Raw genomic sequence first — 24770 nt, 5'->3', positions numbered from 1 at the left:
CCGGATCGATAGACTGTTTGAATGCGCGCATGAGCCGCCTCGCCGCCCGCCGCGAACCGTACGCCAGCGGCCACTCGGGGTTCGGTCCGCGTGCGCCGTCGGGAGAAGCATCACGCGTGCCCGCCCCGTACGCCCACGCAGCGCCGGCTTCAGCGCGGTGCGTGCGTGTCCTCGTCGTCCGGGAAATAGCGCGTGTCGGTCAGTTGGGCGATGCCGTCGAGATCCGGAAAGATCGTCGCGATGCTCACGCCGACGCCGGCAAGCTCCTGCCTGATCGACGCGAACCGGCGGGCCGGCACGGCGATGCGCACGAGGCGGCCGGCGAGATCCGCGTCCTCGTCGAGCGGCACGAAGCGCCCGCCGCGCGTCATAACGGTGAATCGTGAACCAGCCGTCCTGCGCGGTGATCCTCGGCATGACGTGACGCGGCCGGAACACCTTGGTGCGCGTGACCTCCAGCGGCGCGCCGGTCCGCGGCGGTCGCGATGTCGTCGGCGTCGTGCGACAGGCACCACACCACGCCGTCGCCGCCCGATTCGCCCGCGCGCCTGACCGCGAACCACAGCGCGGCCAGCGCGTTGCCGGACCAGTCGAGCAGGCGCGTGCGCATCCCGTGCTGCTGCGCGAGCGCGAGCCAGTCGCATGCCTCGAGGTTCTGCCCGGGTTCGAGATGCGGCAGCGCGCGCCGCGTGAATTCGTCGAGCATCCGCGCTTCGACGTCGGGCGACGCGTGCTGCCGCGCGATGCCCGGCGCGAGCGGCCAGCCGGCATTGCACTGGCCGCGAAAAAAGCCGCAGCGCCATCGTCTGCCGCTGCGCGCCGATCATGGTCATGTAGTCGGCGACGCTGTCGATCGAGCGGCCTGTGCTCTCGCGCTTACCGTCCATGCATCGCACCTCCCGTCGCGCCTGCCCGTCCACGCGGCCATCGACTCGGCGCGCGTCCGACGTCGCCGCTTGCCGGATGCGGAACCACCGGTACGGCCGCCCGCGTATCGCCGTCTCGCATCGCGGTTCACGGCGTGCTGCCGTGCTCCTTCTGCCAGCGCTCCATCAACGCGATCTCGTCGCGCTGCGCGGCGACGATCCGGCTCGCGAGCTGCCGCAGCGTCGGGTCCTTGCCGTATTTGAGTTCGACCTGCGCCATGTCGATCGCGCCCTGGTGATGCGGCGCCATGTGCGCGACGAAATCGCGGTCGGCGTCGCCCGTATACGGCGCGCTTTCCATCGCTTCCATCATTTTTCGGTCGGCGCGCTTGAACGCCTGCGTGGACGTGTCGGGCACGCTGACCGGATTGGCCGGGCGCAACTGTGCGGCCGCGGGCAGCGCCGACGCGCACGCCGCGAGCAGCGCGCTGGCGGCACAACGGCGTATGGATGAACGGTTGAATGCACGCATGAGACGAATCCTCGACAAGAAAGTGAACGGTCCGCGTGCGTCATCCCCCTTCCGTTCGCACGCATTGAAACGGCTGAGGCCGCGCGACCCGCGTTACCGCCACCACGCACGCGCGTCGCTGGGCGCGACCAGCGTGCGAATGCGGCCATCGTTGCGCTCCGGTCAGCTTGCTCGTTGCTCGCGGATGCCGCGTGCAACCGCCGTGCCCGACGCACGCGGCGCGGCACGTGCCTTGCGCGGCAGCCCCGCATCGGCTCATCCCGAACCAAGGAGAAACGGCATGGCGACAGTGGCGGATTTCATCGTCCAGCGGCTGTACGACTGGGGCGTGCGCCGCATCTACGGCTACCCGGGCGACGGCATCAACGGCTTTTTCGGCGCGCTGAACCGCGCGGACGGCAAGATCGAATTCATCCAGGCTCGCCACGAGGAGATGGCGGCCTTCATGGCGTCCGCGCATGCAAAATTTACAGGCGAGCTCGGCGTATGCGTCGCGACCTCCGGCCCCGGCGCCACGCACCTCGTGACGGGCCTGTACGACGCGCGGCTCGACCACATGCCCGTGCTCGCGATCGTCGGCCAGCAGGCGCGCGCGGCGCTCGGCGGCCACTACCAGCAGGAAGTGGATCTGCCGGCCCTTTACAAGGACGTTGCGGGCGCATTCGTTCAGCTTGCGACGGTACCGGGCCAGGTGCGGCACCTGGTCGACCGCGCGGTGCGCACCGCGCTCGGCGCGCGCACGGTCACCGCGCTCGTGCTGCCGAACGACCTGCAGGAGCTCGACTACGCGCCACCGAAGCGCGCGCACGGCACCGTGCATTCGGGGGTAGGCTATACGGCACCGAAAGTCGTCCCGTACGCGGACGACCTGCGGCGCGCGGCCGACGTGCTCAACGCGGGATCGAAAGTCGCGCTGCTGGTCGGCGCCGGCGCGCTGAAGGCGACCGACGAAGTCATCGCGGTGGCCGACCGGCTCGGCGCCGGCGCCGCGAAGGCGCTGCTGGGCAAGGCCGCGCTGCCGGACGACCTGCCGTGGGTCACCGGCTCGATCGGGCTACTCGGCACGAAGCCCAGCTACGAGCTGATGACCGAATGCGCGACACGCTGCTGGTCGTCGGCTCCGGCTTTCCGTATTCGGAGTTCCTGCCGAAGGAAGGCCAGGCGCGCGGCGTGCAGATCGACCTGAAGGCCGACATGCTGAGCCTGCGCTATCCGATGGAAGTCAATCTGGTCGGCGACAGCGCCGAGACGCTGCGCGCGCGCTGCTGCCGCTCCTGAACGAGCGGCGCGACACCGCATGGCGCGACCGGATCGCGAAATGGAACCGCGACTGGCGCGAGACGCTCGCCGCCCGCGCGGCCGCGAAGGCCAGCGCGGGCCGCGGAGTGAATCCGCAACGCGCGTTCACCGAGCTGTCGCCGCGCCTGCCCGACGACGTGATCCTGACGAGCGATTCGGGCTCCTGCGCGAACTGGTATGCGCGCGACCTGATGATGCGGCGCGGGATGATGGGATCGCTGTCCGGCGGCCTCGCGTCGATGGGCGCCGCGGTGCCTTACGCGATCGCCGCGAAGTTCGCGCACCGGTGCGCCCGGTGATCGCGATGGTCGGCGACGGCGCGATGCAGATGAACAACATGGCCGAGCTGATCACGGTCGCGAAATACTGGCGCCAGTGGCCCGACCGCGCTGGATCTGCATGGTGCTGAACAACGAGGACCTGAACCAGGTCACGTGGGAGCAGCGCGTGATGGAGGGCGACCCGAAGTTCGACCGCGTCGCAGCAGATCCCGAACGTGCCGTACTACCGCTTCGCGACCCTCCCTCGCCTCAAGGGCATCTACGTCGACGATCCGGAACAGCTCGGCGCCGGCGTGGGACGAAGCGCTCGCGTCCGACCGGCCGGTCGTGCTCGAAGTGAAGAGCGACCCCGAGGTGCCGCCGCTGCCGCCGCACGTGACGCTGCAGCAGGCGAAGCATTTTGCCGAAACGCTGGCGAAAGGCGACCCGCGTGAAGCGAACGTGATCGTCGAGACCGCGCGGCAGGTGCTGTCGGCCGTGCTGCCCGGCAACGGCGAACACGGCGACAAGCGCGGCAAAGGCGAATCGTAAGGCAAGCGCGCGGGACGGTGCTGGCCGATGTCGGCGTCGTCTCGCCCGTCGCCCGGCCGTGCGAGCACCGCCGAGCACCGCCGAGCACCGCGTTTACGACGCCTGACTTGCGCGAGTGTGAACGGGAAATCCCGCACATGGGCCGCGCCCTCACGTCGTACTCCTCGGATCGCAGCCCGACATCGTCACGGAAGCCGAGTGGCCGTTCGAACAGCGCGTGCGCGTCGTCCGCGCCGCTGTATCCGGTACACCTGCACGAGCCGGAAGCCGGCCGCGGAAAAGCGCGTTCGGCGACGTGAATGGCCGCCCAAATTTACAAGCCGGCTGTAACGCACCGGCCGTCGTGCACGTCATCCCGCCCTTCCACAGCCGCATGCGTGCGAGCCGCGTGCGCATGAAATTTGCTCCGCCGCGAACGGCCGTCGTCATGCCGCCCAACCCGGCAAGGAGTCGCGTTGCCCGTTCCGCCGTTCCTGAAAACCCGTCATGCCGCATGGATCGCACCGGTCGCGTGGACGATCGTGCCGATCGTCGCGCGCGCGGCCGCCGCGCCTGCCGAGCCCGGCAATCCGTCCGCGCCGCTGCCGCTCGCGTACGTCGTGCACGCGGCCGGCCCTGCGGCGCAGCCGGTCTTCGTGCTCGGCTGGGCGCTGCTCGCGCTGTGCACGTTCGTCTGCGTCGCGATCGCGGTGCTGCTGGCTGATCGCGCTGTTTCGCCGTCGCGCGCAGGCAGGCGCCGGCCACGGCAGCGGGCTGACGATCGTGACCGGTGGGCACCGCGATCTCGATCGTGCTGCTGTTCGGCGCGCTCGTCTACATGCTGCGGGTGCTGGGTGCCGTCGCGGCGCCGCCGCGTCCGCCCGCGCTGGACGATCGCCGTGACCGCGCAGGACTGGTGGTGGGCCGTGCGTTATCCGGACGATATTGACGGGGCCGGCTTCGTCACGGCGAACGAGATCCATATTCCGGTAGGCGAACCCATCGCAATCGAACTGAAGAGCGCCGACGTGATCCACGCGTTCTGGGTGCCGCAACTCGCCGGCAAGACGCAGACGATACCCGGCCAGACCAATCGCCAATGGCTGCAGGCCGACCGGCCGGGCGTCTATCGCGGGCAGTGCTCGCAATACTGCGGCGCGCAGCACGCGCACATGGCGTTCGAAGTCGTGGCCGAGCCGCCGGCCGCGTTCCGTGCGTGGCTCGCCGCGCAGCGCCAACCGGCTCCGGCCCCCGCGGCGAGCGCCGAACGCCGCGGCCAGCGCGTGTTCGCCGCGCGCTGCGCGGGCTGTCACGCGGTGCGCGGCACCGACGCGGCGGGCGACGCGGGCCCCGATCTCACGCACGTCGGCACGCGCCGGCTGCTCGCGGCCGGCACGCTCGACAACACGCCCGACAACCTGCGCCGCTGGGTCGCGCATGCGCAGCAGATCAAGCCGCAGTCGCTGATGCCGTCGATCGCGCTCGCGCCGCGCGACGCCGACGATCTCGCCGCGTATCTGGCGACGCTGCACTGAATCGAGGATGCCGATGGCCATTGCCCGCGACACGCCGGCCCCGCTCAACCGCGTACCCGATCTCGGCGAAGCGCCGCCCGGTTCCGCGCACGAGCGCGCGCTGGCCGAGCTGTGGGAATCGGAACCCGGCTGGCGCGGCTGGCTCGGCACCGTCGATCACAAGCGCATCGGGCTGCGCTACATCGTCACCGCGTTCGCTTTCCTGCTGCTCGGCGGCGTGGAGGCGCTCGTGATGCGCATCCAGCTCGCACGACCGAACGCGACGCTGCTCACGCCCGCGCAATACGATTCACTGTTCACGATGCACGGCGTCACGATGATCTTCCTGTACGCGCTGCCGGTGCTGTCCGGCTTCGCGAACTACCTGTGGCCGCTGATGCTCGGCTCGCGCGACATGGCGTTCCCGCGGCTGAACGCGTTCTCGTACTGGTCGTTCCTGTTCGCCGGGTTGTTCCTGTACGCGAGCTTTCCGCTCGGCGCGGTGCCGGACGGCGGCTGGTTCAACTACGTGCCGCTCACGTCGCTCGACTACAGCGCCGGCGCGAACATCGACATCTATGCGCTCGGGATGATCCTGCTCGGCATCTCGACGACCGGCGGCGCCGCGAACTTCGTCGTCACGCTGCTGCGGATGCGCGCGCACGGCATGTCGATCGACCGCGTGCCGATCATCGTGTGGGGCACGCTGACCGCGTCGGTCGCGAACCTGGTGGCGGTGCCGTCGGTGAGCCTCGCGTTCCTGCTGCTGTGGCTCGACCGCAATGCGGGCACGCACTTCTTCGACGTCGCGCACGGCGGCCGGCCGCTGTTGTGGCAGCACCTGTTCTGGATGTTCGCGCATCCGTGGGTGTACGTGGTCGTGCTGCCGGCGATGGGGATCGTGTCGGACGCCCTGCCGACCTTCTGTCGACGGCCGCTCGTCGCGTACGAGGCCGTCGCGGTATCGACGGTGGCGACGATGCTGATCGGCTTCGAGGTGTGGGTCCACCACATGTTCGCGACCGGCATCGCGCCGCTCGCGCTCGCGTTCTTCGGCGCCGCGAGCATGCTGATCTCGATTCCGAGCGCGGTCGCGGTGTTTGCGTGGATCGCGACGATCTGGACCGGCCGCCCCGTGTTTCGCACGCCGTTCCTGTATTTCGCGGGCTTCGTGCTGATGTTCGTGATCGGCGGCGTGTCGGGCGTGATGACGGCGGCCGTGCCGCTCGACTGGCAGCTCACCGATACGTACTTCGTCGTCGCGCACCTGCATTACGTGCTGCTCGGCATCAACGTGTTCCCGGTGCTCGGCGGCGTCGCGTACTGGTTCCCGAAGTTCACCGGGCGGATGATGAACGAGCGGCTCGGCCGCTGGACCTTCTGGGTCGTGCTGATCGGCTTCAACCTCGGCTTCTTCCCGATGCACGTTTCCGGGTTGCTCGGGATGCCGCGACGCATCTATACGTATCCATCGGGGATGGGCTGGGACACGTCTAACCTGCTGACGACGATCGGCTCGTTCGTGTTCGGGATCGGCATCGTGATGTTCGTCGTCAACGCGCTGGTGAGCGCACGGCGCGGCGTGCGCGCCGGCGACAATCCGTGGGGCGCGGCGGGCCTCGAGTGGTCGGTCGCGTCGCCGACGCCCGTGTACAACTTCGCGGTGCTCCCGCTCGTCGCGTCGCGGCATCCGCTGTGGGAAACGCGCGACGATCCGACGCGCACCAGCCTGCGGGTCGGCTACCGGCTCGCACACGGGCGCGAGGCGCTCGCCGTCACGCCGCTCGCCGCGGCGCCGAGCGCGATCCTGAAGATGCCCGACGACAGTTGCGTGCCGTTCGTGCTCGCGCTGCTGGCGACCGCCGTGTTCGCGGCGATGCTCGTGCGCTCGCCGACGCTCGTGTGCGTGGCCGCGGCCGGTTGCGCGGTCGCCACCGCCGTGTGGCTGTGGCCGCGCCGCGCGCTCGGGCAACGTGCTCACCTGCCCGCCCGCGCGAACACGCAGACGCCTGCCGCGGCCGCCGGGCCGCAGCCGGCCGAACCGCCGTCGGCCACGGTACCGGCCGGCGCGCCGGCCGGCTGCATCGACCCGCTGCCGGTCGGCAGTTGCGGCGAACGCGCGGGCGGCTGGTCGGGTGTGCTCACGCTGATCGTGACCGAGGCCGGGCTGTTCGGCTATCTGCTGTTCTGCTATTTCTACCTGCAGTCGCAATGGTCCGCGCCGTGGCCGCCCGAAGGGATGCCGAAGATCGGGCTCGCGGCCGTCAACACGGTCGTGCTGCTGTCGAGCAGCGTGTTCGTGTGGCTCGCCGAGCGCGCGGTGCGGGCCGAGCGGCAGGCCCGCGCGGTCGCGATGCTCGTCGTCGCGCTGGTGCTCGGCACCGCGTTCGCGCTGGTCCAGCTTCACGAATGGCGCGACCATCCGTACGGCCCGACCGCGCACCTGTACGGCAGCCTCTATTTCACGATCACCGGGTTCCACCTCGCGCATGTCGTGGCCGGCCTCGCGATCCTCGCGCTGCTCGCGGGGTGGACGGCCGCCGGTTTCTTCAGCCGCGAGCGACGCGTCGCGCTGACGGTCGGCGGGCTCTACTGGCACTTCGTCGACATCGTGTGGCTGTTCATCTTCACCGCGCTGTACGTATCGCCGTTCTGGCTGAGGAGCACGGGATGAGCGACGCCCGACGCGCGTGGACCCCGCTGCTCGCGATCGCGGCCGGCCTCGTCGGCGCGCCCGCGCTGTGGTTTGCGCAGATGCTCGTGTCCGAAACGCTCGCGTCCACCGCATGCTATCCGCTCGGCGTCGCGCAGGCCGCGCCGCGCTGGACGCATGTCGGCGTGTGGCTCGCACTGATCGCCGCGGGCGCGTTCGCACTGGCCGCGGCCTGCGCGACGTGGCTCGCGCGGGCGTGGCGGCACCGATATCGACGCGATGCCGATGCGCCCGCCGTGACGCGCGACGATAGTACGCGCTTTCTCGCGCGCTGCGGAATGCTCGCCGCGCTCGGCTTCGTGATCGGTCTCGTGTTCACGGGAATCGTCACGGCTTTCGTGGGGCCTTGCAGTCCATGGCGCTGATCTCGTTCGCTTCGTGCTGCGTTCCCGGCCGCCGTGCGGGTGTCGCGCTCGCGCTGTGTGTCATGCTCGGCGCGTGCGACATGCAGCCCGACGACAACGCAGCGGCAGCCGGCGATACGGCCGACGCCGCGTCGGCGGCCGAAGCGCCCGAGCCAGCGTCTGGCTGGCGGTTCGTGCGGATTCACGCGTCGGCGGCCGATGCCGGTGCGTCGATGTCCGCTCGTGCGAGAGAGGATCCGCGGCTTTCACGCAAGCGGAAGGCGAGTGTCGCCAATGCGGCAGCGTCCGGCGCTTCCGCCCCGCCGCCGGACTCCGCTTCCGCGTCGACCGCCCGCCGCCCGGTCATTGCTGCGGCGGCGGCGAGCGCCGACGCCGCGACGATCGCGCGCGGCCGCTATCTCGCGCTGGCCGGCGATTGCGCCGCGTGCCACGACGCGGCCGACCATACGCCGTACGCGGGCGGCCAGCCGGTGAATTCGCCGTTCGGGCCGATCTATGCGCCGAACATCACGCCGGACCCGACGCACGGGATCGGCCACTACACGCTGCGCCAGTTCGACGACGCGTTGCGGCGCGGCGTGCGCGCGGACGGCAGCCGGCTGTATCCGGCGATGCCGTACCCGTCGCTCGCGCACCTGACCGACGACGACGTGCGCGCGCTGTACGCGTATTTCATGCGCGGCGTCGCGCCTTCCCCGAACGCGGCGAAGCTCACGCAACTCCCGTTTCCGTTCAACCAGCGCTGGGCCCTCGGGCTGTGGAGCCTCGCGTTCGCGAACCGCGACCGGTTCACGCCCCAGCCGTCGCAATCAGCGCAATGGAATCGCGGTGCGTATCTCGTGCAGGGGCTCGGCCATTGCGGCGCATGCCATACGCCGCGCGGGCCGGCCTACAACGAACGCGGCTACGACGAACGCAGCCCCGCGTTCCTGACCGGCGGTATCAACGATCACTGGTTCGCGCCGAACCTGACCGGCGCGGACTCGGACGGCCTCGGCCGCTGGTCGACCGACGACATCGCCGCGTTCCTGCGCAGCGGCCATGCGGCGCGCGGCTCGGTGTTCGGCGCGATGGCCCCGGTCGTCGGCGAAAGCACTGCATTGCTGACGGAGGACGATCGTCGGGCGATCTCCGTGTACCTCAAATCGTTGCCCGCGCAACCGACCGCCGCGACGAATCCGCTGGGCGTCGGCGTGCCGCGGTTGACGCCCGCCGGCCCGCGCCCGGAAAGCGGCCAGCAAGCGCCCGGGGCCGGTGTGTATGCGGGGTTCTGTGCACGTTGCCACGGTGCGGACGGCACGGGCGTGCGCGATCACGGGCCGGCGCTCGCGAGCAGTTCGGTCGTGCTGGCCGCCGATCCGACGAGCACGATTCGGATCGTCGTCGAAGGCGCTCGGCCGGCGCCGGGTGAAAACGGCCCCGTGCAGCGGATGCCGGCGATGCGCGGCACGTTGACGAGCGGAGAAATCGCGGCGGTGGTCAGTTACGTGCGCGGCGCGTGGGGGAATCGGGCGGCGCCGGTGTCGGAGCAGGATGTGAGGCGGTTGCGGGGAGCGATCCATCGATAGTCGCGTGCCGCATGCAGGGCTTCCCGAACGATGCCGATCAGAGGCTCCGGCGCTACCGCTACCGGCTCGCAACGGCCTCGGCCTCCGGCGCCTGCCATCCTCCACCGAGCGCCTTGAACGCCGCGACCGCCGCACGCGCCGATTCGGTTCGCGCCTGCACGCGTTCGTCGGACGCGCGCAGCAAGCTTTCGTCGGCCTGCAACACTTCGATCAGGCTGACGACGCCTTTCTGGTAAGCCGCGAACGACGCGGCCCGCGCGCGGCCGAGCGAATCGACGCCGCTGGCCAGCACGGCCGCCTGTTCGTCACGCTTGACGAGCGCAGAGAACGCATTTTCGACATCCTCGGTGGCGTGCAGCGCCGCGAGCCGATACGCGGCCAGCATTTCGGCTTCCTTTCCTTTGGCGTCGGCGATCTGCGCATTGATCCGGCTGAAGTCGAACAGGCGCCAGCGCAGGCCGAGCACGCCGGCCGCCTGGTTCGCGCCGCCGGCAAACAGGTTGCCCGCGCCCATCGTCGTCGCGCTGCCGAGCAATCCGCTCAGCGAAAACTTCGGGTAATACTCGGCAATCGCCACGCCGATGCGCGCGTTCGACGCCGCAAGGCGTCGCTCGGCGACCATCAGGTCGGGCCGCCGCCTGAGCAATTCGCCCGGCGTGCCCGTCGCCGCGATCCGCGGCGCCACCGGCACGTCGCCGCCGTCGAGCAATTCCGCGCGATGCGTGCCGGGCTGCGCACCGAGCATCACGTCGAGCGCATTCATCGCCGTGTCCAGCGCCGCCTCGAGCACCGGCACCGTCGCACGAACCTGCGCGAGCGCACCTTCGGCCTGCCTGACCTGAAGCTCCGCCGCGAGCCCCTTCCCGTACAGCAGGTTGATCGTCGACAACAGATCCTGTTCGGTCCGCACCTGATGCCGCGCGACCTCCAGCCGGCCCTGCAACCCGCGAATCGTGATGTAGATGTCTGCCGTCTGCGCGGCGACGGCCAAGCGCGTGGCAACCGCCGCCGCTTCGGATGCCTGATAGTCGGCAAGCGCGGCTTGCCGCCCGCGGCGCAGCCCGCCGAACACATCCAGCTCCCAGCTCGCGTTGAAATCGGCTTCGTAGGCGCTCCCGTGACGGTCGAAACCGGGCGTCGAATTCAGAACGCGCCCCAACGGCGTTTCGACCGACTGGTAGGCGCGCGCGGCCTGGCCGGTCACATTGCCAGACGGCAACAGCGCCGCATTGGCCGCCCCGAGCCCGGCACGCGCTTGCGTGACGCGGGCCGCGGCCTGCGCGAGATCGAGGTTCCGTGCAAGTGCGAGCGTGACGAACCGGGTCAACTGCGGATCGCCGAAGCCCGTCCACCACGTCGCGAGTTCGGCATCGGCCGCCGCGCGCCGCTGCTCCACGGCGCTCTGGCCCTGGAAGCGCTGCGGCATGGCGACGTCCGGCCGCACGTAGTCGGGACCGACGGCACATCCCGCAGACAGGAGCGCGGCGAGCAGCGCGGCAACGATGGGTTTCGGTAGCATGACGGTTTCAGTCAAGATCAGGTAGTGACTATAATACCAAATAGTCACTCGTTGTCCATCCCTGCCAGCCGCAACCCATGAAAGAAAACACCGCTTCCCCCGCGCCCGCACGCGGCCCGGCCGATCACGACGTGCGCGATCAGATCGTGGCCGCCGCCACCGAGCACTTCAGCCGGTACGGCTACGAGAAGACGACCGTGTCCGACCTCGCGAAGTCCATCGGCTTCTCGAAGGCCTATATCTACAAGTTCTTCGAGTCGAAACAGGCGATCGGCGAGATGATCTGCGCGAACTGCCTGCATGAAATCGAGACCGACGTGCGCGCCGCCGTTGCCGAAGCGGAACTGCCGACCGAAAAGTTGCGGCGCATGTTCAAGGTTTCTACCGAAGCGAGCCTGCGGCTGTTCTTCCGCGACCGCAAGCTGTACGACATCGCCGCGTCGGCCGCCACCGGCAACTGGCAGTCGGTGCAGGCCTATGAGGCCCGTGTGCAGAAGCTGCTGCGCGAGGTGCTGCAGGCAGGCAGGCAAAGCGGCGAGTTCGAGCGCAAGACGCCGCTGGACGAAACCGCGACGGCGATCTACCTCGTGATGCGGCCGTACCTGAATCCGCTGCTGCTGCAGTACAACCTCGACACGACCGACGCCGCGCCCGCGCAGTTGTCGAGCCTGGTGCTCCGCAGCCTCGCCCCATGAACCGGCACCGTTTGTGACCATTGACTATTTTGGTCACTAGATACACAATGAAAGCCCCGATCACCTCGTCAGTGGGTCTTTCATGGTCCGGCGTCGCCTCGCTCTCCTTGCAGTCGCTTCCGCGCTGCCCCTCGCGCTAGCCGCCTGCAGCGGAAAAGCGCCTTCCGATCCGCGCACGGAAGCGCCGCTCGTGCGTACCGCCATCGTGCACGCAGCCGCGCCCGCGTCGCGGTCGTTTACCGGCACCGTCGCCGCCCGCGTGCAGAGCGACCTCGGGTTCCGGGTGTCCGGCAAGGTGCTGGAGCGGCTCGTCGATACCGGGCAAACCGTCCGCCGCGGCCAGCCGCTGATGCGCATCGACCCGGTCGACCTGAAGCTCGCGGCGCGCGCACGCGACGAAGCGGTGGCCGCGGCACGGGCACGCGCGCGGCAGACCGCCGAAGACGAAGCGCGCTACCGCGACCTGCGCGGCACCGGCGCGATATCGGCATCGGCCTATGACCAGGTCAAGGCCGCGGCCGACGCCGCGAAAGCCCAGTTGAGCGCCGCCGAGGCCGACGCCGACGTCGCGCGCAATGCGACCGGCTATGCGGAATTGGTCGCGGACGGCGACGGCGTCGTGATGGAAACGCTCGCGGAGCCCGGCCAGGTCGTCAGCGCCGGCCAGCCGGTCGTGCGGCTCGCGCACGCCGGCAACCGGGAAGCGGTGATCCAGTTGCCGGAAACGCTGCGCCCCGCGGTCGGATCCATCGCGCAGGCGGAACTGTTCGGCAAGCCGGGCGCGAGTGTCCCCGCGACGCTGCGCCAGTTGTCCGACACCGCGGATGCGCGAACGCGCACGTTCGAAGCGCGCTACGTGTTGCAGGGCGCGCTGGCCGCCGCACCGCTGGGCGCGACCGTCACGATCCGCATGCCGGACGACGCGCGCGCGACGCCGCAAGCCGGCGTGCAGGTACCGATCGGCGCGTTGCTGGATGCAGGCAAAGGGCCCGGCGTGTGGGTCGTCTCGGGCGATCCGGCCAAGGTGGGATGGCGGCCCGTCACGGTCGAGCATCTGGACGACGACAGCGCACGCGTGTCCGGCGCACTGAAGCAAGGCGAGCGGGTCGTCGCGCTCGGCGCGCAGTTGCTGCGCGACGGCGAAGCGGTTCGCGTGGCTGCCACGGCCGCACACGAAGGAGCACGGCCGTGAGCGAACGCCGCTTCAACCTGTCGGCGCTCGCGGTGCGCGAGCGCGCGATCACGCTGTTCCTGATCTGCCTGATTTCGCTCGCGGGGCTCGTATCGTTCTTCAAGCTGGGGCGCGCGGAAGACCCGGCCTTCACCGTCAAGGTGATGACCATCGTCACCGCATGGCCGGGCGCGACCGCGCAGGAAATGCACGACCAGGTGGCCGAAAAGATCGAAAAGCGCATGCAGGCGTTGCGCTGGTACGACCGCACTGAAACCTACACGCGCCCCGGCCTCGCGTTCACGACGCTGACGTTGCTCGACAGCACGCCGCCGTCCGAGGTGCAGGAGCAGTTCTATCAGGCGCGCAAGAAAATCGGCGACGTCGCGAACGATCTGCCGGCCGGCGTGATCGGCCCGATGGTCAACGACGAATACGCGGACGTCACGTTCGCGCTGTTCGCGCTGAAGGCCAAGGGCGAACCGCAGCGCCTGCTGGTGCGCGATGCGGAGACGCAGCGCCAGCGGCTGCTGCATGTGCCGGGCGTGAAGAAGGTCGACATCATCGGCGAACAGGCGGAGCGCATCTACGTGCAGTTGTCGCACGACCGGCTCGCGACGCTCGGCGTGAGCCCGCAGGACGTATTCGCCGCGCTCAATGGCCAGAACGCGCTGACGCCGGCCGGCTCCGTCGAGACGCGCGGGCCGGAGATCTTCATTCGCATGGACGGCGCGTTCGACAAGCTGCAGAAGATTCGCGACACGCCGATCGTCGCGCAGGGCCGCACGTTGAAACTGTCGGACATCGCCACCGTCGAGCGCGGCTACGAAGACCCGTCCACCTTCATGATCCGCAACAACGGCGAACCCGCGCTGCTGCTCGGCGTCGTGATGCGCGACGGCTGGAACGGGCTCGACCTCGGCCGCGCGCTGGACCGGGAAGTCGGCGCGATCAACGCGGAGTTGCCGCTCGGCATGAGTCTGACCAAGGTCACCGACCAGTCCGTGAACATCAGCTCGGCCGTCGACGAGTTCATGGTCAAGTTCTTCGCCGCGCTGCTCGTCGTGATGCTGGTGAGCTTCGTCAGCATGGGCTGGCGCGTCGGCCTCGTCGTCGCCGCGGCCGTGCCGCTGACGCTGGCCGTGGTGTTCGTCGTGATGGCCGCCACCGGCAAGAACTTCGATCGAATCACGCTCGGTTCGCTGATCCTCGCGCTCGGTCTGCTCGTCGACGACGCGATCATCGCGATCGAAATGATGGTCGTGAAGATGGAGGAAGGCTACGACCGCGTGGCCGCGTCGGCTTACGCGTGGAGCCATACGGCCGCGCCGATGCTGGCCGGCACGCTGGTCACCGCGGTCGGCTTCATGCCGAACGGCTTCGCGCGCTCCACCGCCGGCGAATACACGAGCAACATGTTCTGGATCGTCGGGATCGCGCTGATCGCATCGTGGGTCGTCGCCGTCGCGTTCACGCCGTATCTCGGCGTGAAGATGCTGCCGAACCTCAAGAAGTTCGAAGGCGGTCACGATGCGATCTACGACACGCCGCGCTACAACCGTTTCCGACAGGTGCTGACGCGCGTGATTGCGCGTAAATGGCTGGTTGCGGGGTCCGTCGTCGGCCTGTTCGTACTCGCCATTCTCGGCATGGCCGTCGTCAAGAAGCAGTTCTTCCCGATCTCCGATCGCCCCGAGGTCCTCGTCGAGGTGCAGATGCCGTACGGCACGTCGATTTCTCAAACGAGCGCGGCCACGTCGAAGGTCGAAGCGTGGCTCGCGAAGCAGAAGGAAGCGAGGATCGTCACCGCGTACGTCGGCCAGGGCGCGCCGCGCTTTTATCTGGCGATGGGGCCGGAGCTGCCCGATCCGTCGTTCGCGAAGATCGTCGTGCGCACCGACAGCCAGGACGAGCGCGACGCGTTGAAGGCACGCCTGCGGCGGGCCATCGCCGACGGCCTCGCGCCCGACGCGCGCGTGCGTGTGACGCAGCTCGTGTTCGGCCCGTATTCGCCGTTCCCGGTCGCGTATCGGGTCACGGGCCCCGATCCGGACACGCTGCGCGGCATCGCGGCCGACGTCGAGCGCGTGATGGCCGGCAGCCCGATGATGCGCACGGTCAATGCCGATTGGGGCACGCGCGCGCCGGCGCTGCATTTCACGTTGGAGCAGGACCGCCTGCAGGCCGTCGGGTTGACGTCCAGCGCGGTCGCGCAGCAGTTGCAGTTTCTGTTGACCGGGGTGCCCGTCACCGAAGTGCGCGAGGATATCCGGACCGTGCAGGTGGTCGCACGCTCGGGCGGCGATGCACGGCTCGACCCGGCGCGGCTCGACGACTTCACGCTCGCCGGCGCGAACGGGCAGCGCATTCCGCTGTCGCAGGTCGGCAAGGTCGACGTGCGCATGGAAGAGCCGATCATGCGCTGGCGCGATCGCGTGCCGACGCTCACGGTGCGCGGCGACATCGCCGACGGCCTGCAGCCGCCGGACGTGTCGGCCGCGATCACGAAGCAGCTTCAGCCGATCGTCGCCGCGCTGCCGAGCGGCTATCGAATCGAGGAAGCCGGCTCGATCGAGGAATCCGGCAAGGCCACGAAGGCGATGCTGCCGCTGTTCCCGATCATGCTGGCGGTGACGCTGATCATCATCATCTTCCAGGTGCGCTCGATCTCCGCGATGGTGATGGTGTTCCTGACGAGCCCGCTCGGCCTGATCGGCGTGGTGCCGACGCTGATCCTGTTCCGGCAGCCGTTCGGCATCAATGCGCTGGTGGGCCTCATCGCGCTGTCGGGGATCCTGATGCGCAACACGCTGATCCTGATCGGCCAGATTCACCAGAACGAACAGGCGGGGCTGGATCCGTTCCACGCGGTCGTCGAAGCGACCGTGCAGCGGGCGCGCCCGGTGGTTCTCACCGCGCTGGCGGCCGTGCTCGCGTTCATTCCGCTCACGCATTCGGTGTTCTGGGGCACGCTCGCGTACACGCTGATCGGCGGCACGTTCGCCGGGACGATCCTCACGCTGATGTTCCTGCCGGCGATGTATGCGATCTGGTTCAGGATCCGGCCCGGTCATTCCGCCGCCGCCCGCCACGGCGGACATGAACCGGCAGCGCCTGCCACGACCGCACTTCAGCCCGCGCTGGATGCGCGCGATTGATATTCCCCATTCCCCGTATCGAAGGAAACAGCCATGTCGAATTCCACCGTTGTCGTCGTGACCGGCGTGTCGTCGGGCATCGGGCGCGTCGCCGCAGAACGATTCGCCAAACGGGGCTGCCGCGTGTTCGGCACCGTGCGCAGCATCGCGCGAACGGCGCCCGTCGCCGGCGTCGAGCTGATCGAGATGGACGTGCGTGACGACGCGTCCGTTCGATCCGGCATCCGGACGATCATCGACCGCGCCGCGCGTATCGACGTGCTCGTGAACAATGCGGGCATGAGCCTGATCGGCGCGGTGGAGGAAACGTCGGTGGACGAAGCCGAGGCGTTGTTCGACACCAATGTATTCGGCATCCTGCGCACGACCCGCGCGGTACTTCCGCACATGCGGGCGCAACGGCGCGGCCGGATCGTCAATGTCAGCTCGGTGCTCGGCTTTCTGCCGGCGCCGTACATGGGGCTTTATTCGGCGTCCAAACATGCGGTGGAAGGTTTGACCGAATCGCTCGATCACGAGCTGCGCCAGTTCGGCATTCGCGCGACGCTGGTCGAGCCGTCGTTTACGCGGACCAACCTGGACGTCAACGCGCCGCAGGCGAGCGCGCCGATCGCCGATTACGACCGCGAGCGCACGCTCGCGGCGCGCGCCGTCGGCGACAGCGTGAAAGCCGCGCCGCACCCCGACGGCGTGGCCGCCACCGTCGTCGACGCGGCGCTCGGCACGTGGCGGATGCGGCGTACGCCCAACGGCGAGGCGTCGCTGCTGCGCAGGTTGCGGCGCTTCATGCCGGCCGGCCCGGTCGATGCGAGCCTGCGGAAAAAATTCCGGCTCGCGTGACGCGGCCGGCCGACGAAACGTCCGTGGACGAGGCACCCGCCATGGAAATCGGCATCATCGGAACCGGCTTGCGCACCGGCTGGGGGCGGCAGCCGGAACGCCGGGGCGCCTCGCGATGACGGCCGCCGGGGACGAAGACGATGCTAAGCAAGCCGCGACGCCGACACTCACCGCTGCAACACCGCCACCGCCTTGATCTCGACGAGATAGCCGGGTGCGCCGCCCAGCATCTGCGCGCCGACCGCCGTCCACGCCGGCTTCGGATGCGCGCGGAGGTAGCGGTCGCGCACCTGCATGAACAGCGGCAGGTCGCGCATGTCGGTGTGGAAGGTCGTGAGATCCACGACGTCGTCGAGCGACGCACCTCCCGCTTCGAGCACGCGCTTCAGGTTCTCGAACGCCTGCACGATCTGTGCTTCACGGCCTTCGACCAGTTGCATCGCCGCGTCGCGGCCGATCTGGCCCGACACGTACAACGTATCGCCCACCTTGACCGCCGGCGCATAGCCGATTTTTTCGTACACGGCTTCCATGCCGGCCGGGATGATCGCTTCGCGTTGTTGCATGAGTGTCTCCGTGGCCGGACTCGCAGCGCCGGCCGATTGTTCGTGTGAGGATCGGTGCGCGCCCCGCCCTGTCGCGGCGCGCATGCCGGAAGCGGCACGCGTGCCGCTCAACCCGTATCGCCGCCCGCCACCGGCAGCACCGTCCCGGTGATATAGCTCGCTTCATCCGATGCGAGAAACAGAATCGGCGCGATCTGTTCGTCGAGCGTGCCGTAGCGCTTGAAGTACGTCGAGTCGGTCACCTGCCGCACCGCTTCCCCCATCCACGCCTGTTCCTGCTCGGTGTCGCCGGCCGCATTGCGCGGCACGCGGCGCGGCGGCGCGCTGGTGCCGCCCGGCGCGGTGGCGACGACGCGGATGTTGTGTTCCGCGTACTCCATCGCGAGCGCCGACGTCAGCGCGTTCACACCGCCCTTCGCAGCCGAATACGGCACGCGGCGAATCCCGCGCGTCGCGTTCGACGAGATGTTGACGATCGTGCCGCCGCCACGCGCGACCAGGTGCGGCAGCACGGCATGGCAGGTATAGAGCGTCGGCATCAGCGAACGGCGGATTTCCGCGTCGATCTGCGCGGGCTCGAACTCGGCGAACGGCCGCATGCGAATCGCGCCGCCGACGCCGTTGATCAGGATGTCGATGCCGCCGAACGTCCGCACCGCGTGCGCAATCGCCGCATGCGCGCCTTCGTACGTTTCGAGATCGGCGACGCAGCCCGCCGTGTCGCTCTCCCTCGCTTCGGCCGCCACCTCGGCGACGAAATCCGCGCGATCGACGAACAGCACCCTGCCGCCCTCGGCCGCCGCGCGCAGCGCGACGCCGCGGCCGATGCCCTGCGCCGCGCCGGTGACGACGACGACCTTGCCGGAGAATCGTTGCATGATCATGCCGCCTTTGCCGTGACGTTGGGGGTGAACTTCTCGTAGTGGAAGCTGGCCGGCTTCACGCCCGCTTCGTCGAAATACTGGCGCACCGCATCGACCATCGGCGGCGGCCCGCACAGGTAGACGTCGACGTCGCCGTCGTTCAGCGCGTCGGCCGGGATGTGCTGCGTGACCCAACCCTTGCGCGGATGGTTCGACGCGGCGTCCGCGACGACGGTGGCAAAGCTGAAGTTCGGCAGCTTCGCCGCAACCGCCTCGATCGCGTCGACCAGCACGAGATCGAGATCGCGCGTCACGCCGTAGACGAGGTGCACCTTCTGCTGCGACCCGCTGCGCGCGAGCACGTCGAGCATCGACAGGAACGGCGCGAGGCCCGTGCCTCCGGCGAGGAACAGCAGCGGCCGCTGCACGTCGCGCAGGTAGAAGCTGCCGAGCGGCCCGTTCAGTTCGAGCGTGTCGCCGGGTTTCGCCGATTCGAGCCACGTGCTCATCACGCCGCCCGGAATCTTCTTGATCAGGAATCCGACCTTCGTATCGCCCGGCGCGGACGAGAACGAATACGAACGATGCTGGCCGCTGCCCGGCACGCCGATGTTCACGTACTGGCCCGGCAGGAACGCCGGTGCGCTCGCGCCGACATCGAGCTCGAGCACGACGGCCGCATCGTTGTGCTGCTCAACCTTCGTGACCGTCGCGGCGAAGCTGCTCTGCCCGGTCCTGCACGCGACCGACGACGTCGGCACCGCGATCACGCAGTCGCTTTGCGGCACCATCTGGCACGTCAGCACGAGGCCGCCGTCCTTTTCGTCCTCGCTGAGCGCATCGTCGATGTAGTCGTCGCCGAGGTCGTAGCGGCCGCTTTCGGCGCGGCACTTGCAGGTGCCGCACACGCCGTCGGAACAATCCATCGGCAGGTTGATCTTCGCGCGGAAAGCCGCATCGAGCACCTTCTCGCCGGCCTTGCAGTCGATGAAGCGGGTTACCCCGTCCTCGAAATTCAATGCAATCTTGTAGCTGGACATCGCATCACCTCCACTTCCTTTCATGGCAAACAACGGGCGTCAGACGTGATAGACGTCGAGCACCTGCCGGATGTAGTCGTTCTTCAGCACGATCTTCTTGTGCGAGATCAGCAGCGCGTCGCCCGCCTGCCGCAGCGTGACGAACACCGTGCCGAAGAAGTGGTCGGTCACGCGGTAGCGGTGATTCAGCGTATGAAAGTTGTAGCGCACGTCGACCTCGCCGTCGCGTTCGGCCAGCACCTCGACGTTCGTCACGTTGTGGCTGGTACGCGGTTCGGGCGTCGATGCGCCGCTGCGCTCGGTCTTGATCCGGAACACGCGATCCTCGAGCCCGCCGCGATCCGGGTAGTACATCAGCGAAATCTGGCGCTGCGGATCGTCGGTCGGCCGATCGTCGTCGTCCCACGCGGGCATCCAGTACGTGACGTCCTCCGTGTAGCAGGTCAGCCATGCGTCCCACTCGCGATCGTCGAGCAGACGCGCCTCGCGATACAGCGTCGCGCAAATCGTCCGGTAATCGAAGCTCATGCCGCCACCTCCCCGCGTTCCTTCTTCAGCGCATCGCGCATCACGTGCACCCAGTGTTCGTGCTGGCACACGAACAGCCCTTCGTCCTCGCTGCGCTCGCCGGAAATGCGTGGGTTCAGCCCCATCTTCCTCGCGTTCTCGTCCGGCCCGTCGATCCACAGCGGCGCACCGCGCGACAGGTCGTTCCACATCGCCGTGATGCCCGCATAGCCGGCCTGGCACGCGCGGAACTCCTCGAGATCGTCGGCCGTGCCCATGCCGGTCACGTTGAAGAAATCCTCGTACTGGCGGATGCGCGTCGTGCGGTCGGCTTCGCTCTCGCCCTTCGGCGCGAAGCAGAAGATGCTGACTTCGGTCTTGTCGACCGCGAGCGGACGCACCACGCGGATCTGCGTGCTGAACTGATCCATCAGGAACACGTTCGGATACACGCACAGGTTGCGCGTCTGGTTCACGATGAAATCGGCCTGCACGTCGCCGACGCGCGCACGGATCTCGTCGCGGTGCCGGTACACGGGCCGCACTTCCGGGTTCATCGTCTTGGTCCACAGCAGGATGTGGCCGTGGTCCAAGCCGTACACGCCCGCGACCGACTTGCTCCAGCTGTTCGCGTCGACCGCCTTGGTGCCCGCTTCCTTGCGGCGGCCCATCGTCGCCGCATAGTTCCAGTGCACGGTGCTGACGTGATAGCCGTCGCAGCCGTTCTCCATCTGCATCTTCCAGTTGCCTTCGTAGATGTAGGACGAGTTGCCGCGCAGGACTTCGAGCCCGTTCGGCGCCTGATCGACGATCTGGTCGATGATCACGCGCGCTTCGCCGAGGTAGTCCTCGAGCGGCAGCACGTCGGCGTTGAGGCTGCCGAACAGGAAGCCGCGATAGTTCGCGAAGCGCGCGACCTTCTTCAGGTCGTGCGAGCCGTGCGTGTTGAACTGCACCGGATACTCGGTCGTCTTCTCGTCCTTCACCTTCAGCAGCTTGCCGGTGTTCGAGAAGGTCCAGCCGTGGAACGGGCACGTGAAGCTGCCCTTGTTGCCGTGCTTGCGGCGGCACAGCATCGCGCCCTTGTGCGCACACGCATTGATCACCGCATGCAGCTCGCCGGTCTTGTCGCGCGTGATGACGATCGGCTGGCGGCCGATCCACGTCGTGTAGTAATCGTTGTTGTCGGGAATCTGGCTTTCGTGCGCCAGATACACCCAGTTGCCCTCGAAGATATGCTTCATCTCGAGCTCGTACAGCGCCGCGTTCGTGAAGATGTCGCGGCGGCAGCGGAAAATGCCGGCCTCCTTGTCATCCTGCACGGCGGTTTCGAGCAGGTGATCCAGTTCGTTCGCAGGGTTGATCGTGACGGACATGATGGCTCCTTCCATGCGCGTGCCGCGTCCTGCAAGCACGCTCGCATCGGTATCGGTTGAGTCTCGGGGGAACCGGCCGGCAGCGGCGGCGCACGCGCGCCGCCGTGCCGTCGGGCGCGTTATGCCGTGGCGGACGCGCGCAGGCGTTCGACGATCTGGTTGTCCTTGCCCTGTACGAGCGGCGTCAGCACGAAGTCGAATTCGATGTCCTGGTATGCGTCGGCCTTGAGCCCGAGCGCCGTGCCGCCGGTCTTCTGCGTGACGGGCGGAATCAATTCCTCGCGCGTCGCATACGCGAAGTCGTCCCAGATCAGCGGATCGCCGTCGATGTTGAACTGCGTCGTGAGCTTGCGGTGGTCGTCGCTCGTCACGAAGAAGTGCACGTGCGCGGGACGGTTGCCGTGACGGCCGAGACGGTTCAGCAGTTGCTGCGTCGCGCCCTGCGGCGGGCAGCCGTAGCCGACCGGCATCAGCGTGCGGAATTCGTATTTGCCGTCGGCGCCCGTCCTCACCGCGCCGCGCAGGTTGAAGTCGGTCTGCGCGCCGGTCGGATCGAAGTGCGAATAGAAGCCGTGCGAATTCGCATGCCAGCATTCGACCAGCGCGCCGGCCACCGGCTTGCCGTCGAGATCCTTCACCGTGCCGTGGATCACGAGCGGGCCCGCGCCGTCGTCCGCGTCGAGGTCGATCTTCGCGACGCCGTCGCGCACCGGAGCGCCCGCCACGTACAGCGGCCCCTCGATCGTGCGCGGCGTGCCGCCGTCGAGGCCGACCGCCTCGTCCTCGGCGTCCATCCGGATGTCGAGATACTTCTCGAGACCGAGGCCGGCCGCGAGCAGCGCTGCTTCGCCATCCTGACCAAGCTTGTTCAGGTAGTTCACGCCGGCCCACACTTCGTCCGGCGTGATGTCGAGATCGTCGATCGCCTTGAACAGGTCGCCGAGCAGGCGCAGCACGATCTGCTGCGTACGTGCGTCGCCCTTCGAGCCGTTTCCGCCGCTCCCGCTCGCGTTCGATGCGGCCTTCAGCAGATCCTGCACTTCGTTCGTGTCGAAAACCTTGACGCTCATGATGCTGTCTCCATGTGTATTGGGGGATGACGGTCTTTGCCTGACTCGATTACCGCACGACTTTCGTCAGCCCGTCGCGGGTGAAGCGCCTGACCTTGTCCTCGTCGAGCGCGATGCCGAGACCGGGGCCGTCCGGCACGGTCAGTTCGAAGTCGCTGTAGTCCAGCGGTTGCGTCAGGATTTCCTCGGTGATCAACAGCGGACCGAACAGTTCGGTGCCCCACTGCAGGTTCGCGACGCTCGCGAACAGGTGCGCGGACGCCACCGTGCCGAACGCGCCTTCGAGCATCGTGCCGCCGTACAGCTCGATGCCGGCCGCGTCCGCGATCGCGGCCACGCGCTGCGCGGCAAAGAGGCCGCCACTCTGTTCGATCTTGATCGCGAACACGTCGGCGCCGTGATGCTTCGCGATCTCGAATGCGCTGTCCGGGCCTTGCAGGATTTCGTCGGCCATCAGCGCGACCGGGAAGCGGCGCATCAGGCGCGCGAGCGCCGCGGCCGACGCCACAGGCTGCTCGACCAGCTCACAGCCCGCATCGGCGAGCGCCGGGATCGCGCGCGCGGCCTGCGTTTCGCTCCATGCCATGTTCACGTCGACGCGCACCGATGCACGCTCGCCGAGCGCCTGCTTGATCTCGGCCACGTGGCGGATGTCCGTTTCCGGCGCTTTCGCGCCGATCTTCAGCTTGAATACGTTGTGGCGGCGCAGATCGAGCATCCGCTCGGCTTCGGCGATGTCGGCGGCCGTATCGCCCGACGCGAGCGTCCATGCAACCGGCAGGCGGTCGCGACGGCGGCCGCCGAGCAGTTCGCTGACCGGCACGCCGAGACGCTTGCCGTGCGCGTCGAGCAACGCGGTTTCGAGCGCGCTCTTCGCGAAGTGGTTGACCTTCGCGAGCTTGCCGACATGCGCCATCAGCGCCTGGACGCGCGTCGCGTCACGGCCGACGATCGCCGGCGCGAGGTACACGTCGATCGCGAGCTTCATCGCTTCCGGGCTTTCCGGGCCGTAGGCCATTCCGGCGATCGTCGTGCCTTCGCCGATACCGGTCACGCCGTCGCTGCAGAACACTTTCACGAGCATCAGCGTCTGGCCGTGCATCGTGGCCACCGACAGCTTGTGCGGGCGGATCGTCGGCAGATCGACGAGGCGGGTTTCGATGCGTTCGATGGTGGCGGAGGACATGGGATGCGCTGCGTGAGGGTGGTTCATGGGACGGATTTATACGCGGCGGGGAAACGGGGCGTCCAATACTTTTGGGCGGGATTTTCGATACCTGACGGGTATTGAAATCGCACAGACAGCACGAACTATTGCAGTGCGCCATACCTGCTTTGGATAGGTATGCTGGCTGGGAGGCTTGATGGAGCGCGGTCGTGCAGGTTCGGGGTGGTGTTTGAGCGGAAGCTTACTGCTACTGCTTTTGGCAGCCGGAAAGCCCGCTGAAACCGGTGGCCTGCCAAGGCGATCAGGGTTATCCTGATGGGAAAAAGGGTGTGGCTGGTCGTCCGGTCTTCAGCTTCGATGTCGGTTGCTGCGAATGATCGGAAGGAAATGGGTCGGCGGATTATCGACGTTCTTGAACGACCCTCGTCGTCTGTCAGAAGCTGACGAGCGCTATCGCCCAGAAAGCGACCTTCGTTCCCGGGCTAGATGCCACCGTGCGCGGCAATGAACATGGCGACGGCCGACCGGCAATAGGACTCGATTTCGTCGTCGTCCTCTGCGCGCGCCTCATCGAAGCGCGCGACAAGCAGAAGATCGGATCCTTTGAAAAGCGCGGCAAACAGGCGAGCGGATCGGTGAGCATCGGGTACGTTCAGAATCGCTTTCGCGTGCAACTGACGCAACACCGCCTCGATTTGAGCGATGACACGGGCCGGCCCGGCTTCGTAATGGAGCTTGCTCAACGACCTTTGATTCGTCTTGTCGGCCAAAACCATGGCTTCGACACTGCGGACGTCCGGGCTCAACAGCGTGCGAAGCAGCGATGATCCCACCGCCATGAGCTGATCTTCGACCGAACCGTCGACGCCTTCGGAAAGGGTCTGCGGTGCGAATTGATCGCAACGAGCCACCATGGCCGCGCTGAACAGCGCCTCCTTGTTCTCGAAGTGCCGATAGATGCTGAGCTTGGATATCTTCGCGCGCTGGGCGACCTTGTCCATGGTCGTCGCTTGAAAACCCAATTCCACAAAGAGTTCGGAGGCGGCGTCGACTATCGTCTGGCGAAGCGCTTCGTTGGCCGGCCGGCCGCGCCGGCCCAGGTTGTTTTCGGTCACGACAATTCCAGTACTTGACAGTATTCAAATTCGA

The 24770-nt window shown here is 68.0% G+C and carries 17 protein-coding genes and 3 pseudogenes; 9 read left to right on the top strand and 11 right to left on the bottom strand.

Features of this window, described 5'->3' with window-relative positions:
- Positions 1-149: 149 nt before the first annotated feature.
- Both WS64_RS35605 and copM read right to left on the bottom strand, forming a co-directional pair.
- Positions 150-887: pseudogene (locus WS64_RS35605) on the bottom strand (FRG domain-containing protein).
- A gap of 127 nt (positions 888-1014) precedes the next feature.
- Positions 1015-1398 carry a CopM family metallochaperone gene (gene copM / locus WS64_RS20385; RefSeq protein WP_059575094.1) on the bottom strand — a complete coding sequence of 128 codons (384 nt, stop codon included), beginning with the start codon at positions 1396-1398 and terminating at the stop codon, positions 1015-1017.
- 280 nt (positions 1399-1678) lie between these two features.
- On the opposite strand from copM, the pseudogene WS64_RS20380 reads away from it, so the two are divergent.
- The 5 genes and pseudogenes from WS64_RS20380 (at position 1679) to WS64_RS20360 (ending at position 9648) form a co-directional block, all read left to right on the top strand.
- Positions 1679-3509 (top strand): annotated as a pseudogene (locus WS64_RS20380) (thiamine pyrophosphate-requiring protein).
- Between the two features lie 455 nt (positions 3510-3964).
- Positions 3965-5023, top strand: a pseudogene (coxB, locus tag WS64_RS20375) (cytochrome c oxidase subunit II).
- Between the two features lie 13 nt (positions 5024-5036).
- The gene (gene ctaD, locus WS64_RS20370; protein ID WP_060967512.1) at positions 5037-7676 is read left to right on the top strand and encodes a cytochrome c oxidase subunit I; all 2640 of its coding nucleotides are present in this window, start codon (positions 5037-5039) and stop codon (positions 7674-7676) included.
- Positions 7673-8080, top strand: coding sequence for a hypothetical protein (locus WS64_RS20365; protein ID WP_059575088.1), 408 nt, complete (start codon positions 7673-7675; stop codon positions 8078-8080). Before ctaD ends, WS64_RS20365 begins: the two co-directional genes overlap by 4 nt.
- Positions 8071-9648, top strand: coding sequence for a c-type cytochrome (locus tag WS64_RS20360; protein WP_060967458.1), 1578 nt, complete (start codon positions 8071-8073; stop codon positions 9646-9648). Before WS64_RS20365 ends, WS64_RS20360 begins: the two co-directional genes overlap by 10 nt.
- A 58-nt stretch (positions 9649-9706) precedes the next feature.
- Here WS64_RS20360 and WS64_RS20355 read toward each other — a convergent pair whose 3' ends face one another.
- The gene (locus WS64_RS20355; protein WP_060967457.1) at positions 9707-11167 is read right to left on the bottom strand and encodes an efflux transporter outer membrane subunit; all 1461 of its coding nucleotides are present in this window, start codon (positions 11165-11167) and stop codon (positions 9707-9709) included.
- Between the two features lie 77 nt (positions 11168-11244).
- Between WS64_RS20355 and WS64_RS20350 the strand changes: the two genes are divergently transcribed.
- The 4 genes from WS64_RS20350 (at position 11245) to WS64_RS20335 (ending at position 17031) form a co-directional block, all read left to right on the top strand.
- Positions 11245-11862, top strand: coding sequence for a TetR/AcrR family transcriptional regulator (locus WS64_RS20350; RefSeq protein ID WP_060967456.1), 618 nt, complete (start codon positions 11245-11247; stop codon positions 11860-11862).
- Between the two features lie 82 nt (positions 11863-11944).
- Positions 11945-13054 (top strand): efflux RND transporter periplasmic adaptor subunit, encoded by a 1110-nt coding sequence (locus tag WS64_RS20345; protein ID WP_060967455.1) that lies wholly within the window; start codon positions 11945-11947, stop codon positions 13052-13054.
- Complete coding sequence (locus WS64_RS20340; protein WP_060967454.1) at positions 13051-16191, top strand: efflux RND transporter permease subunit; 3141 nt, start codon at positions 13051-13053, stop codon at positions 16189-16191. Before WS64_RS20345 ends, WS64_RS20340 begins: the two co-directional genes overlap by 4 nt.
- A gap of 33 nt (positions 16192-16224) precedes the next feature.
- A complete protein-coding gene (locus tag WS64_RS20335; RefSeq protein WP_060967453.1) occupies positions 16225-17031 on the top strand; it encodes an oxidoreductase in 807 nt (268 codons plus the stop codon).
- A 167-nt stretch (positions 17032-17198) separates the two neighbouring features.
- Here WS64_RS20335 and WS64_RS20330 read toward each other — a convergent pair whose 3' ends face one another.
- The 8 genes from WS64_RS20330 to WS64_RS20295 form a co-directional block, all read right to left on the bottom strand.
- Positions 17199-17597 (bottom strand): RidA family protein, encoded by a 399-nt coding sequence (locus tag WS64_RS20330; RefSeq protein ID WP_060967452.1) that lies wholly within the window; start codon positions 17595-17597, stop codon positions 17199-17201.
- 107 nt (positions 17598-17704) lie between these two features.
- Positions 17705-18481: a benzoate diol dehydrogenase BenD gene (benD, locus tag WS64_RS20325; RefSeq protein WP_060967451.1), complete on the bottom strand. Its 777-nt coding sequence runs from the start codon at positions 18479-18481 to the stop codon at positions 17705-17707.
- Positions 18478-19500 carry a benzoate 1,2-dioxygenase electron transfer component BenC gene (benC, locus tag WS64_RS20320; RefSeq protein ID WP_060967450.1) on the bottom strand — a complete coding sequence of 341 codons (1023 nt, stop codon included), beginning with the start codon at positions 19498-19500 and terminating at the stop codon, positions 18478-18480. Before benC ends, benD begins: the two co-directional genes overlap by 4 nt.
- Positions 19501-19539: 39 nt before the next feature.
- Positions 19540-20028, bottom strand: coding sequence for a benzoate 1,2-dioxygenase small subunit (gene benB, locus WS64_RS20315; RefSeq protein WP_059637266.1), 489 nt, complete (start codon positions 20026-20028; stop codon positions 19540-19542).
- Positions 20025-21383, bottom strand: coding sequence for a Rieske 2Fe-2S domain-containing protein (locus WS64_RS20310; protein ID WP_060967511.1), 1359 nt, complete (start codon positions 21381-21383; stop codon positions 20025-20027). Before WS64_RS20310 ends, benB begins: the two co-directional genes overlap by 4 nt.
- Positions 21384-21502: 119 nt before the next feature.
- Positions 21503-22453: a catechol 1,2-dioxygenase gene (catA, locus tag WS64_RS20305; protein WP_060967449.1), complete on the bottom strand. Its 951-nt coding sequence runs from the start codon at positions 22451-22453 to the stop codon at positions 21503-21505.
- A 49-nt stretch (positions 22454-22502) separates the two neighbouring features.
- The gene (locus WS64_RS20300; protein WP_059637260.1) at positions 22503-23639 is read right to left on the bottom strand and encodes a muconate/chloromuconate family cycloisomerase; all 1137 of its coding nucleotides are present in this window, start codon (positions 23637-23639) and stop codon (positions 22503-22505) included.
- Between the two features lie 464 nt (positions 23640-24103).
- Complete coding sequence (locus WS64_RS20295) at positions 24104-24736, bottom strand: TetR/AcrR family transcriptional regulator (RefSeq protein WP_060967448.1); 633 nt, start codon at positions 24734-24736, stop codon at positions 24104-24106.
- Positions 24737-24770 lie beyond the last annotated feature (34 nt).

It is taken from the genome of Burkholderia anthina, from assembly GCF_001547525.1.
GTDB classification, from domain to species: Bacteria; Pseudomonadota; Gammaproteobacteria; order Burkholderiales; family Burkholderiaceae; genus Burkholderia; species Burkholderia semiarida.
This window is presented reverse-complemented; position numbering and strand designations above follow the sequence as displayed.